Source organism: Argonema antarcticum A004/B2, from assembly GCF_023333585.1.
In the GTDB taxonomy this organism is placed as follows: Bacteria; Cyanobacteriota; Cyanobacteriia; order Cyanobacteriales; family Aerosakkonemataceae; genus Argonema; species Argonema antarcticum.
The window spans coordinates 22,946-35,054 of sequence record NZ_JAIQZN010000076.1 but is presented as its reverse complement, the minus strand read 5'-3'; the positions used below and the strand labels follow the sequence as shown (position 1 = coordinate 35,054).

General features: G+C 43.1%; 12 protein-coding genes and 1 pseudogene. 5 read left to right on the top strand and 8 right to left on the bottom strand.

All coding sequences use genetic code 11. From position 1 onward, the window contains the following. Positions 1-184: 184 nt before the first annotated feature. Both LAY57_RS26110 and LAY57_RS26105 read right to left on the bottom strand, forming a co-directional pair. On the bottom strand, positions 185-2,842 hold the full coding sequence (locus tag LAY57_RS26110) for an MGH1-like glycoside hydrolase domain-containing protein (RefSeq protein ID WP_249070066.1): 2,658 nt from the start codon (positions 2,840-2,842) through the stop codon (positions 185-187). A gap of 17 nt (positions 2,843-2,859) precedes the next feature. Continuing rightward, positions 2,860-3,420: a sugar O-acetyltransferase gene (locus LAY57_RS26105; protein WP_338022498.1), complete on the bottom strand. Its 561-nt coding sequence runs from the start codon at positions 3,418-3,420 to the stop codon at positions 2,860-2,862. Positions 3,421-3,607: 187 nt separating this feature from the next. Between LAY57_RS26105 and LAY57_RS26100 the strand changes: the two genes are divergently transcribed. From LAY57_RS26100 to LAY57_RS26090, 3 genes are all read left to right on the top strand, one after another. Continuing rightward, positions 3,608-4,030, top strand: a complete 423-nt coding sequence (locus LAY57_RS26100) for a hypothetical protein (RefSeq protein ID WP_249070065.1) — start codon at positions 3,608-3,610, stop codon at positions 4,028-4,030. Between the two features lie 226 nt (positions 4,031-4,256). Further along, a complete protein-coding gene (locus LAY57_RS26095; RefSeq protein WP_249070064.1) occupies positions 4,257-4,691 on the top strand; it encodes a XisH family protein in 435 nt (144 codons plus the stop codon). Then, complete coding sequence (locus LAY57_RS26090) at positions 4,661-4,996, top strand: XisI protein (protein WP_249070063.1); 336 nt, start codon at positions 4,661-4,663, stop codon at positions 4,994-4,996. The genes LAY57_RS26095 and LAY57_RS26090 overlap by 31 nt, the downstream gene beginning before the upstream one ends. 66 nt (positions 4,997-5,062) lie before the next feature. Here the strand turns inward: LAY57_RS26090 and LAY57_RS26085 are convergent, their stop codons facing one another. Then, entirely contained in the window at positions 5,063-5,605 is a 543-nt protein-coding gene (locus tag LAY57_RS26085; RefSeq protein WP_338022499.1) for a GUN4 domain-containing protein, read from the bottom strand. A 148-nt stretch (positions 5,606-5,753) separates the two neighbouring features. Here LAY57_RS26085 and LAY57_RS26080 point away from each other — a divergent pair, with 148 nt between their 5' ends. After that, positions 5,754-6,485, top strand: a complete 732-nt coding sequence (locus LAY57_RS26080; protein ID WP_249070062.1) for a Uma2 family endonuclease — start codon at positions 5,754-5,756, stop codon at positions 6,483-6,485. Here LAY57_RS26080 and LAY57_RS26075 read toward each other — a convergent pair. The 5 genes and pseudogenes from LAY57_RS26075 to LAY57_RS26055 form a co-directional block, all read right to left on the bottom strand. Next, positions 6,475-6,837 (bottom strand): annotated as a pseudogene (locus LAY57_RS26075) (nucleotidyltransferase family protein); the annotation flags it as partial. The gene LAY57_RS26080 and the pseudogene LAY57_RS26075 sit on opposite strands and share 11 nt — an antisense overlap. Before the next feature lie 173 nt (positions 6,838-7,010). Further along, the gene (locus LAY57_RS26070; protein ID WP_249070061.1) at positions 7,011-7,223 is read right to left on the bottom strand and encodes a hypothetical protein; all 213 of its coding nucleotides are present in this window, start codon (positions 7,221-7,223) and stop codon (positions 7,011-7,013) included. A 92-nt stretch (positions 7,224-7,315) separates the two neighbouring features. Then, a complete protein-coding gene (locus tag LAY57_RS26065; RefSeq protein ID WP_249070059.1) occupies positions 7,316-7,786 on the bottom strand; it encodes a hypothetical protein in 471 nt (156 codons plus the stop codon). Between the two features lie 12 nt (positions 7,787-7,798). After that, entirely contained in the window at positions 7,799-9,253 is a 1,455-nt protein-coding gene (locus LAY57_RS26060; protein WP_249070057.1) for a sensor histidine kinase, read from the bottom strand. A gap of 421 nt (positions 9,254-9,674) precedes the next feature. After that, positions 9,675-10,841 (bottom strand): pyridoxal phosphate-dependent aminotransferase, encoded by a 1,167-nt coding sequence (locus LAY57_RS26055; protein ID WP_249070055.1) that lies wholly within the window; start codon positions 10,839-10,841, stop codon positions 9,675-9,677. A gap of 384 nt (positions 10,842-11,225) precedes the next feature. Here LAY57_RS26055 and LAY57_RS26050 point away from each other — a divergent pair, with 384 nt between their 5' ends. Beyond that, positions 11,226-12,098: a Uma2 family endonuclease gene (locus LAY57_RS26050; RefSeq protein WP_249070053.1), complete on the top strand. Its 873-nt coding sequence runs from the start codon at positions 11,226-11,228 to the stop codon at positions 12,096-12,098. Positions 12,099-12,109 lie beyond the last annotated feature (11 nt).

Sequence of the window (12,109 nt, the reverse complement as noted above, 5' to 3'; positions counted from 1 at the left end):
ATGTCTCTTTTTATGCCAGCTTTGCTTTTTTATCTCCGTAATTTCCGATTGTGACAGTTGTGGGTGCGGAATGTGGGATATAGCAACCGCCTTGGCGGTTAGGGCATTCTTAATTCCACCAAACTCATTGATAATAAATCTTTCTTACCCTAGCCCCTAGCCCCTAGCCCCTAGTCCCTAGCCCCTAGTCCCTAGCGATAAATTCACCGCACTGTTGAATCAATTCTGCAACTAAACCCGTCCATCCAGTTTGATGACTCGCACCAAGTCCGCTACCGTTATCGCCGTTAAAGTATTCATAGAAAAGAATGTAATCGCGCCAATGAGGGTCAGTTTGTAATTTTTGAATCCGACCGTAAACGGGCCGATCGCCAGAGGAATCTTTGAGGAAAATTCTTGTTAGTCTGCGAGACAATTCATCTGCAACTTCCCCAAGCGTCATTTCTTGACCCGAACCTGTCGGACACTCGATTTTAAAATCATCTCCCAGGTAAGAATGAAACTTGTGCAGCGATTCAATAATCAGATAATTGACCGGGAACCAAACTGGGCCGCGCCAATTGGAATTTCCCCCAAAAAGAGTGCTGCTAGATTCTGCTGGTTCGTAATCTACCCGGAACTCACATCCATCTACATTAAAAACATAAGGATGTTTGGCATGATATTTAGAAAGGGCGCGGATGCCATAATCTCCAAAGAATTCTGTTTCATCAAGCAATTTTTGGAGAATACGCTTTAATTTACTCCGATAGACAATTGCCAACAATCTTCTGGCACCAATACCAGGTGTTTCCATACAAGCGACATTTTGTTTCAAATCGGGACGATTTCTAATAAACCATTCCAACCTTTTTTTAAAGCCTGGAAGCTGCTTTATAGTTTCCGGTTCGAGTGTTTCAACAGCAAAAAGCGGAATCAGTCCTACCATTGAACGCACTTTCAAAGTTAAATGACGATCTGCGGGTAAATACAGAACATCATAGTAAAAACCATCTTCTTCATCCCACAGTGATGACTCTATCTCTCCGATGTGATTCATGGCGTCAGAGATATAGAGGAAATGCTCGAAAAATTTGCTAGCGATATCTTCGTAAGTCGAATTTGTTTTGGCTAGTTCGAGTGCGATCGCAAGCATATTCAGACAGTACATTCCCATCCAACTTGTCCCATCGGACTGATCTATATGTCCGCCAGTAGGAAGTTCCGAACTTCTATCAAAAACACCAATATTATCTAATCCTAAAAATCCACCCTGAAAAACATTTTTACCCTCTATATCCTTCCGATTCACCCACCAAGTAAAATTGAGCAGCAACTTTTGAAAAACTCGTTCCAAAAAATGTTTATCTGCCCGTCCATACATTTTTTCTTCTATCTTATAAATACGCCATGCAGCCCAAGCGTGAACAGGCGGATTTACATCGCTAAATTTCCACTCATACGCCGGAATTTGACCGTTCGGGTGCATATACCATTCACGAGTTAATAGATCCAGTTGCTTCTTAGCAAAATCAGGATCGATCGTCGCCAACGGAATGACGTGAAAAGCTAAATCCCAAGCTGCAAACCAAGGATATTCCCATTTATCTGGCATCGATAGAATATCATCGTTATAGAGATGAAACCACTCGCAATTTCTCCCTTTTTTCCGGTCTTCTGGTGGCGCTGGAGCAGCCATATCGCCATTTAACCACTCTTCGACAACATAGTGATAATATTGCTTACTCCACAACATTCCCGCAAAAGCTTGTCGCTGCACATTTCGCTCGTCTTCTGTCAGAGATGATGGACTAATGTGTTGATAAAATTCATCCGCTTCTTGCTGGCGATTTTGAAAAATAGTATCAAATTCTGTGCCAAAAGGTTGCGCTAAATTGGCAGATTCACTCAGTCGCAGTTGGATTATTTTAGTTTCACCTGCACCGATGTTAAGTAAATAATTTGCTGCTACTTTCGTCCCAATTTTATTGGGATTAATCGCAGATTTGTGACCGTAGACAATATAATCGTTAATTCCATCTTTGACATAAGTAGAAGGATTACTAACATCAAATAATCTACAATTGTTGGTTTCGTTTTCTGTAAATAAAAATTCCGTTGAATCGTTACAATAAAGCCATCTTTCACCCAGATCTGGATGCGATGCTTCTATGACGCTGAATTGAGTTTCTGCTTTGCTGACTTTCAGAAATGGTTTATCTTTATTTCCATTCCAAGCCCAAGTGTTACGAAACCAAAGAGTTGGTAAAAGATGCAGTGTTTTCGCTTCTTTGCCTCGATTGGCAACACTAATTTTAATTAAAATATCGTCAGGGGAGTTCTTGGCATACTCTACGAAAACATCAAAGTAACGGTCATCATCAAAAACACCTGTGTCGAGCAATTCAAATTCTGGCTCTTTACGACTGCGACGACAATTTTCTTCTACCAATTGGTCATAAGGAAAAGCTTTGTGAGGATATTTATAAAGACATTTCATATAGGAATGAGTGGGGGTGCTGTCTATATAAAAGTAATATTCCTTGACATCTTCCCCGTGATTGCCTTCATTTCCCGTTAAGCCAAAAAGTCTTTCTTTTAAGATGGGATCTTCGCCATTCCATAGGGAAATAGCAAAACACAAGCGCTGATGGTTATCGGAAATTCCGGCAATTCCATCTTCACCCCAGCGATAGGCGCGAGAGCGAGCTTGATCGTGGGTAAAATAGTCCCAAGCTGAGCCATCATGACTGTAATCTTCGCGGACGGTTCCCCATTGGCGATCGCTCAAATATGGCCCCCAACGCCGCCAGTGAGCTTTCCGTTCCCGTGCTTCTGCTAACCTTTTCTCTTCCTGTGTCATGGTTTTCAGTGCAAAACTTAAGATAAATATCGAATAATTCGACAGGGATTGCCTACAGCAACAACATTTGCAGGTATATCTTTTACAATCACACTGCCAGCGCCGATGGTGGTGTTGTCACCGATAGTTACCCCTGGACAAATAATAGCACCACCTCCAATCCAGACGTTGTTACCAATCTTCACAGGTGCGGCTAATTCTTTACCCGTCAGACGATCTGCGGGGGATGTGGGGTGATATGCTGCGTAAATCTGAACGTAAGGCCCACACAGGACGTTTTCACCAATCTCAACCTTGTTACAATCGAGAATCACACATCCAAAGTTCATGTAAAATTTGTCACCAATATAGATATTGCTTCCGTAGTCGCAGTGGAAAGGCGGGTCAATTTCAACATTAGGGCCAACTTTGGCAAATAATTCGGTTAAAATTTGGGTGCGTCTTTCTGTTTCTGACTCAGTGGTAGTGTTGTATACTCTGGTCAGACCGCGTGCTAGTTTGCGATCGGCAACTAATTCGGAGTCAGCCGCGAGATATAACTCGCCTGCCAGCATTTTCTCTTTTTCGGTTTTTTCCACAGTCTTAAATCATAGATTGTAAGTTCTGAAACCCGGTTTCTTGGAGAAACCTCAGCCGAGAAACCCGGTTTTTTAGAAAAACCGGATTTCCTTGTAACGTACTACTTTTATACCACTTCCGGCAAACTGAGAACAGGTTAATGGCTGCCATTCCCGTATTGATTTTATATTTTGAGAATTAAAAATTATGAATCACCCTCCCGATCCGATGATTATTATTTTGATCGTAGTGAACGCCATTATTTTTTGGTTTCTATTTTCTAGAAGCTGGCTAAGCCTTGCCAAACTCTACAAAACCAACCAACCACCCCCACACAACATTCGCCGCATGAGACAGGGTTATGTGGGTTGGATTCGCTACAGAGGAGCGCTAAATATAGGCATAACTCATGAAGGAATCTATTTGAGCATCATGCGTCCATTTAACATTGGAACGCCACCTCTGCTGATTCCTTGGAGGGCAATTGACAGAATTGAAAAAGTTACCAGCTTCTTTGTGCAAAGTTATCGTTTGCACCTAAAAGATAATAAAACAACCCTAATTTTAAACAAAGAAGATTTGGAGGGATCTCAACTTTACTATAGAGGGCAAGGGATTGAGTTATTATAGTAAATATAAGATGATTAATTTGGTTAATAAACCAAATTGAGAGAAAAAATAATCCCACAACAGTAAACGCCGCGTGCCGTAGGCATATCGCATCTCTCTATCTATCAAAATGTGATTGACAAACTCGCAGATATAATGTAACATTAAATTAAGTGGTAATTAAAAAATTAGACAGTTCCCTCTAAATCAAAAATATAAAGTTGTTTGAAAGGTACGAAAGGAAAAAATGGCAGCGCGGGATCTCTTTCATCAAGCCGTTAAAGTGGCGCTTCAGAAGGAAGATTGGCTGATTACCGACGATCCTCTGAAGCTGGAAGCAGGTGGAGCAAAGTTTGAGATTGACTTGGGTGCAGAACGCTTACTCGCCGCAGAAAAAGCCGGGGAAAAAATTGCTGTCGAAATCAAAACATTTTTGGGTGATTCCCCAATTACAGATTATCACGCAGCACTAGGACAGTTTTTGAATTATCGACTTGCCTTGGAACTTAATCAATCCGATCGAAATCTCTATCTAGCGGTTCCTATTGCCGTGCATGAAGCATTATTTCAGCGAGAATTTTTGCAAATTTCAGTGGAACGCTATCAAATTAATCGAATTGTCTACGATCCAATAAATGAGGTAATTGTACAATGGATAAAGTCGAGCGATATCGTCAATTAATTCAAGCGATATTGACAGAATATGTAGCGACTCCGATCTCTAATGGTGAGATCGAATCACAAACGGTTTTTGATACGCAACAGGATCGTTATCAAGTGATGAATGTCGGTTGGGATAAGCATCGTCGGGTGCATGGTTGCGTGCTGCATTTGGATATTAAAAATGGGAAGATTTGGGTACAGCACAATACAACAGAGATGCGAATTGCTCATGAGTTGACGGCAATGGGGGTGCCGAAGGAGGATATCGTGCTAGGCTTTCAAGCGCCTTATGTGAGGGAGTACACGGGTTTTGGGGTGGCGTAGTGCCGGTATATCAAGTATGCGCGATATGCAGTTAGGCACGCTACGCGATCGCAACAAAAATCCGATCTAGTTTAGACGAGAGAGAAGACCCTCAACCTTTTCCCTTATCTCATTTTCCTGCTTTTGTCTCTGCCTCTCTTCTCGAAAAAACTTCTCGTCCACTTTGTTCGCTGCCCACGCTATACCCGCCACCGCTGCCACAACCCCAAGAACAATCAACTCACCCCCACCTCCTCGACCGTAGGGGTTCGTTGGCTGCAGATCAAAAGGGCGGGGCTTTAAGATCCGATCTAGCCGACGCTGCTGTTGCTGATAATTAACAGGGTAGCGGTAAGTTCTGGGTGGCTGATAGATGGGAGGTTTCCAGCGATAGGGAGTTATCCGGGGTACAGCCTTCCAAAAATGCAACCCACAGTAAGGAAAATATCCCTTTGGAGCCGCAAGGTTGAAGTTAAGATTCTCGTACTCTAACCAAGATTCATCCACACGCCATCCTACGTCTTTGATGAAGTCTTCGTAATTTTTTTGTTGTAAGATGTGTTTCTGTACACTAAAGCCAAAGCGTCCATTGCTGTACAGACTAAGATGGTTTTCTAGTTCATCTAGCAGATCTTCATCTTTTGGAGAGTAGCAAAAGAAAAATTCGATATTAGGATTTTTCCCTATATTGCCTCATTTTGGACAGAAATGGCAAGTAGTCTTAAGCGCCTCACCACCGAAACTTTGATAGAATCAAAATAAATCAACCGTAGCGTTTATGGCAACCCTATTCAGCGAAACCAAATCACCTCCAGGATTGGTCATTTCTTGGGAAGCTCTACCCGATGATTTTCAGTTAGAGGATGAACCAGTGGATAATACAGGACAGCCACTTTTAGCAGGTGCTTTACGGGAAAGTTTAGAAATCAGTGGTTTTATTCAACCACAAATGTTAATCGCCTCCAACTTTGCTCTGTGTGCCACAATAAACGGGCAATTTATCGCCAAAGCACCAGATTGGGTATATGTAGCATCAGTGAAAGAGATTTTAGCAGAACGCCAAAGCTATACACCTAATTTAGAAGGGGAAGTCCCAGCTATTGTCATAGAATTTTTGTCAGATAAAGATGGGAGCGAATATTCTTTTAAGCGCACCTATCCACCTGGAAAATGGTTTTTCTACGAACAGATATTGCAAATTCCCATTTACGTCATATTCGATCCAGATGGCGGGTTATTAGAATATTATCAACTGGAAAATGAGCGCTATGAATTAAAGCAACCTGATGAAAATGGTCGTCATTGGATTGAAACAATGGGATTATTTTTAGGAACTTGGCAAGGAACAAAAGAAGGAAGAACTGGGTATTGGTTAAGGTGGTGGGATAAAGATGGTAATTTGTTACCTTGGGCGATAGAAAAAATTGAACAGGAACGCCAGGAAAAAGAAAGGCTGATCGCTTATTTGAGATCTCAGGGTATCGATCCCAATAATTTGCCTAATCTTTAACGAAAATTGCTTGTTTCAGCGATTGTACCACGTTCCTAGCATTCAGAAGCGATCGCATTTTCTTCAACTTCATCCAAATGCGATCGCTTACGCAAGTCCATGTTAATGCCCTTTCACTATTAGCCTTCGATTTGAATCGCAGGCGGGCTAACAGCGAAGCCAAAGCTGTCTTGACAATAAAATCAACTTTTCTATGAAACATCGATTTCAATTCGTCTTGCATTTGTAGGGTTTCAGTCAAGCCTCGTTTAGCTGACGGTGCAAAGGTCACTAAAACATCAATATCACTATCAGAACGAAAATATGACCTCAGAACAGAACCGAATACAGCAAATTCAATAATCTGCCAACGCTGACAAAATTCACTATTGCCTCATTTTAGAGATAAACGGCAAGTAGTAGTTAAAGGATATATTGGGTTTTCCTATCTCAGATCTTGCACCAATGCAATGGGCGGGCGGGACGCCTTGCCCCTTGCCCCCTCCCCACAAGAGAGCAATTTTAGGATTTGCTTACCCACTTCTTTTATTTCTCCACCTCATTAAGCCCACTCGCTAATATGCCCAGAATTTTATTGACATTATTTAAGTAATATTCAGGTAAGTCAATATTGATTACTTCCCCTTCCAGTTTCAAAAATTTCCAAGTTGTTCCAGTAGTAACAGTCCCATAAATTGCTGGTATGTTCTCGCCTTCGCGCTCATTAAAGATTCTCGCTGCTATACTCAGCACGGTCACAGACCGTGCTTTTTTTATCTCTGTAGGGGCGAAGCATTCCGTCAAAGATCTTTGGGTTCAACAACAAATTATTTACGGAATGCTTCGCCCATTTATGCCCGTGCGAAGTATACCATTTCAGCTATACACTGCCCCAATCCAGCATTAATATTCTCTTTGTTTGCTTCTACAATAATAATGACAGGCGCTTTGAGCATCAGAAATTCTGGTAATCGGCTAATCAAAAAATCGCAAGTTCCATTCAATCCTCTTTCTGCATCTACACTAAAGTCTATCCCAGAAAATAAACTGGCTTGAAAATTTAATTGCCTTATTAATTCTAATAAAATAGGTGATATAATCATTTCGGAACGCGACTTTTCCGTGTTGCTACCAAGAGCAAAAGGCAGGCTATATCTAATTGTCTCTGCTAAAAAGTCGCTACATTTCAACTCCGGTACACTAGAGTATAGATCCACTTTGCTAGAAATAGTTAAGCCAAAAGTTTTTACCACTCTATCTAAAGTAAAATCACTGTAAGCCATAACACCATAATTTTGATAAAGGCTAAGTAACTCCTTCAACTATTCTAGCTATCATTTTGATAACTGTGCAGGCAAAGTAACCGTAAATACGCTACCTTCACCTAGTTTCGATCGGACCTTGACATTTCCCCCCATTCCCTCCACCAGCGTTTTCACAATTGATAACCCCAAACCAGTACCACCAGTAGAACGAGCCCTCGCTTCATCGATGCGATAAAACCGCTCAAAAATGCGGCTTTGATGTTGCAAAGAAATGCCGCAACCTCGATCGCACACTTGAATAATGGCCCGATCGTCCTGACAATCTAATTTCAAGATCACAGGTGCTTCGCCGTCGGAATATTTCAGCGCATTGTCTATCAAGTTAAGCAGGACTTGTTTGAGACGATTTCGATCGGATTTCACTTCTATCAATTTAGTATGAGCTTCATTTATAACCACACGATGACTAAATTGTTCTGCCATTCCCACAACTTCCGCCACAAGATCGTTCAACATCAGCGGTTCTAAATGTAAATGTAAATAACCGCTATCTGCTCTTGCCAAATCTAATAAATCTTGCAATAATCTAATGGTACGTTCTGCTTCCGAAGCTGCAATTTCTAAAGCTTCTCGCTGCGCTTCAGTTAGATTGTTGCCCCGCCTGAGCGTACTTTGCAAATAACCGTGAACAATAGTTAGGGGTGTCCGTAATTCGTGAGAAACATTGCCGACAAATTCTCGTTGTTGTTCCCATGCTTGAGACAGACGAGACAACATCATATCCCACATTTGCGCTAATTCTTTGACTTCGCTTGGGGCCTTATCTAGATCTAGCTTTACCTTATTCAAATTATCAGGAGAAATAGTTCCAGCTAGCTGACTCAACTTTAGCAACGGTTGAAGAGATTTCTGGATGTAAAGTGCGATCGCACCTGTTATCCCTAAAATTGATAAAATACTGGCAATCCACAAGTTGCGAATCACTATTAAAAACATCTCTCGATCGCGAGTGATATCCCGTGCGATGTAGACTTTGCCCAGCATTTGACCCTTCACTTCTAAGACGGCACCGCATAGCACCCAGTAGCGTCCATTCAGTGCGTAAACTTCCGGTTGCTGCGGCATTTCTGCAAGGGACATGAGTTTGGTAGCAAAAGCGCTTTCGGGGCCAAACAAAAAATCAGGAGATTGAGCCGCCACAGTACCATCAGCATACTTCACCCACAATAAAATATCCTTAGTTGTCAGATTATTAATAGCTTTTTGCAACCCAGTTTCTACTGGCAACATCTCGCTGTAGAGTTGCACATCGCGAGGAAATCGTTTAGCAATATTCTCGATGTTTTTCTGATGTGTAACTATTAACTGCTGCTCCATTTGCCAGCTAGTCCAGATGGCGACGACACCCAAACCCAATGCTGAAACTGCGGCAATCCCAATTGTTAGGCGCGATCGCAAGGAGAATGGATCGAACTTTTTCCAAATTTGCTTTGTTTGTTTCAATAGAATCTTGATAAATTTCATTTAATACTAAACTCGTGTAATTTATTAGTTTTCAGTTATCATTCGTCCTTTGCGATCAGATCTTGTTCGGTTGCATCGGTAGTACATAAGCGAGATCCAGAAATTGTCTGTTGCGATCATTGGTTAAATTTTACCGCAGATGAAGGCGGATGAACGCAGATGGACGCAGATATGAAACGCACGCAAATTTTTAGGCAACCGATGCTACGGGAACCGATATCAGCGTTTAAGTAATGATCGATGACCAGCCTAACAATTGATTCTGAGAAAAGACTGATAAAATCGTGAGAAAATACTGTAAAAATAAAGTGCGTTAGGCACGCCTAACGCACTGTCAAGATTTGATTTGGATGGGATGGATGTAGATAATCGCCTCATTTATCTGCATCCATCGGCGTGTCTTTGGTTGAAGATCCAAAGCTTAGCTACGCGATCGCACAAACCTATCTAACCGTTCCATCCCCTTCTCAATGGAAGTCATGTCAGTTGCGTAAGATAAGCGGATACAGTCATCTGCACCAAAAGCAATACCGGGGATAGCCGCAACTTGCTCAGATTCTAGCAGTGCATCGCAAAATTCCAGAGAAGTCATGCCAGTTTGGGTGATATTGACAAACAGGTAAAAGGCACCATCTGGTTTGGGACAAGTTAAACCAGGGATGGCGTTAAGACGTTCTAACATCACCTGACGCCTTTGGGCAAAAGCTTGGAGCATTTCTTCCACACAGTCTTGCGGACTTGACAAAGCTGCGATCGCACCATACTGGGCAAAAGTACAGACATTCGATGTACTGTGTCCCTGGATGGTACTCACAGCTTTAATCAACTCAATTGGGCCTGCCAAATAGCCGATTCGCCAACCCGTCATCGAATAAGCTTTGGCAAAACCACTGCTGATAATCGTGCGATCGAAAACTGCTGGACTAACCGCGCCAATGCTGAGGTGTTTTGCCCCATCGTAGATGATTTTCTCGTAAATTTCGTCAGAAACAACCAAAATATCTTTCTCAACGACCACCTCTCCAAGCGCCTTAATCTCATCCGGTGTATAAACTGCGCCTGTGGGATTAGAGGGAGAATTGAGGATAAATAAGCGGGTTTTGGGCGTTATCGCCTGACGCAGTTGCTCTGGCGTAATTTTGTAGTTATTTTTCTCATCAGTGGGAACAATTACTGGGACACCGCTTGCCAGCCTCACCATTTCTGGATAACTCAGCCAATAGGGCGCTGGAATAATTACTTCCGCCCCATCTTCGATCAGCGCCAGCATCAGGTTGAATAAAGAATGCTTGCCACCATTGGTGACAATCACGTTATCAGCCGTGTAACCGAGCCCATTTTGCGTTTTCAGCTTGTGCGCGATCGCCTCCCGCAACTTTGGCTCCCCAGCGGAAGGGCCATACTTGGTCTTACCCTCATCCAGAGCCTGCTTGGCAGCAGTTTTGATATGCTCTGGTGTATCGAAATCCGGTTCACCAGCGCTGAAACTACACACATCTATTCCCACCACCTTCATCGCCTTGGCTTTGGCGGCGATCGCTAACGTTAGGGAAGGCGCTACCTGACTAACTCGTGCTGCCAGCTTCATGCTTTTTGGTTCTATCCGACTACATACGGCTATTTTCTAGTGTTCCAGAATATCCCATAATCCTCAATTCAAATTGTGTTTTTTTTACCTTTTCATTTGTTGTAGCCAAATTTACCAATTACTCAGATCGGTTGTCAGGAAAGTGGTTGAGCCTATCAGCGTGCTTTTATAGCCCTTGTCAGGTGAGTGAGATACCCAGAAAACCTCATGTTCAAAATAAACATTTTGTAGTAGCACGGCGTCATCAATATGTCGGTCATACCAAGATTTTAATTAGCTGTGCTACTACGACCGCATATTTGACAAGGGAAGAACCAAACCGCTATAGCAAAAGCCAATTGCCTCTATGATGGATAAATCCATTTGCTCTTGATGGTTAGACTCATGGTTCTCGAAGTCGCTCCGCAACGCCAAACGCCGATCGTGACTTGGGAAAAGCTTCCAGAAGACTTTATTCTGCCCGACGATCCTGTGGAAAACATTCAACAGCCTCCTTTGGCGGCAGCATTGACGGATGCGCTGGGTGCTGCCGATCGCATTGAGCCCTCAATGCTGATTGGCTCTAACTTTGGCCTAGTGGCAACGGTCAACCAAAGAACGGTAGTTAAAGCACCCGATTGGTTCTATGTTCCGCGTGTATTGCCGATCGCGGATCATGTGGTGCGTCGCAGTTACACACCGAATTCGGAAGGAGATCGAGTTGCGATCGTCATAGAATTTCTTTCGGAAACCGATGCTGGAGAATATTCCATTCGTCCCACCTTTCCCTATGGCAAGTTGCACTTCTACGAGCAAATTCTTCAAGTTCCGACATACATAATTTTCGATCCCCACACGCCCACCTTGGAAGTGCGTCGCCTCCAGGACGATCGCTATCGTTTGCAGGAGCCGACCGCCGCAGGACGCTTCTTTGTTCCCGAAATCGATTTATTCCTGGGAAGTTGGTACGGCACTCGCTTAGGGATGACAACTCATTGGTTGCGCTGGTGGGATGACGCTGATAACTTGTTGTTGTGGAGTTCGGAGCAGGCAGATCTCGAACGCCAACGTGCTGAGCAAGAACGTCAACGCGCTGAGCAAGAACGTCAACGCGCTGAGCAAGAACGTCAACGCGCTGAGCAAGAACACCAACGCGCTGAGCAAGAACGTCAACGCGCCGAGCAAGAACACCAACGCGCTGAGCAAGAACGCCAACGCGCTGATGTTTTAGCAGCCAAGCTACGGGAATTGGGCGTCGATCCAAACCGCCTCACTTAACTTACTGGGCG

Excerpts from the sequence above, each read along its gene's own strand:
- LAY57_RS26110 (WP_249070066.1), bottom strand. The coding sequence starts at position 2,842 with ATGACACAGGAAGAGAAAAGGTTAGCAGAAGCACGGGAACGGAAAGCT.
- LAY57_RS26100 (WP_249070065.1), top strand. The coding sequence starts at position 3,608 with ATGAATCACCCTCCCGATCCGATGATTATTATTTTGATCGTAGTGAAC.
- LAY57_RS26095 (WP_249070064.1), top strand. The coding sequence starts at position 4,257 with ATGGCAGCGCGGGATCTCTTTCATCAAGCCGTTAAAGTGGCGCTTCAG.
- LAY57_RS26090 (WP_249070063.1), top strand. The coding sequence starts at position 4,661 with ATGGATAAAGTCGAGCGATATCGTCAATTAATTCAAGCGATATTGACA.
- LAY57_RS26080 (WP_249070062.1), top strand. The coding sequence starts at position 5,754 with ATGGCAACCCTATTCAGCGAAACCAAATCACCTCCAGGATTGGTCATT.
- LAY57_RS26060 (WP_249070057.1), bottom strand. The coding sequence starts at position 9,253 with ATGAAATTTATCAAGATTCTATTGAAACAAACAAAGCAAATTTGGAAA.
- LAY57_RS26055 (WP_249070055.1), bottom strand. The coding sequence starts at position 10,841 with ATGAAGCTGGCAGCACGAGTTAGTCAGGTAGCGCCTTCCCTAACGTTA.
- LAY57_RS26050 (WP_249070053.1), top strand. The coding sequence starts at position 11,226 with ATGGTTCTCGAAGTCGCTCCGCAACGCCAAACGCCGATCGTGACTTGG.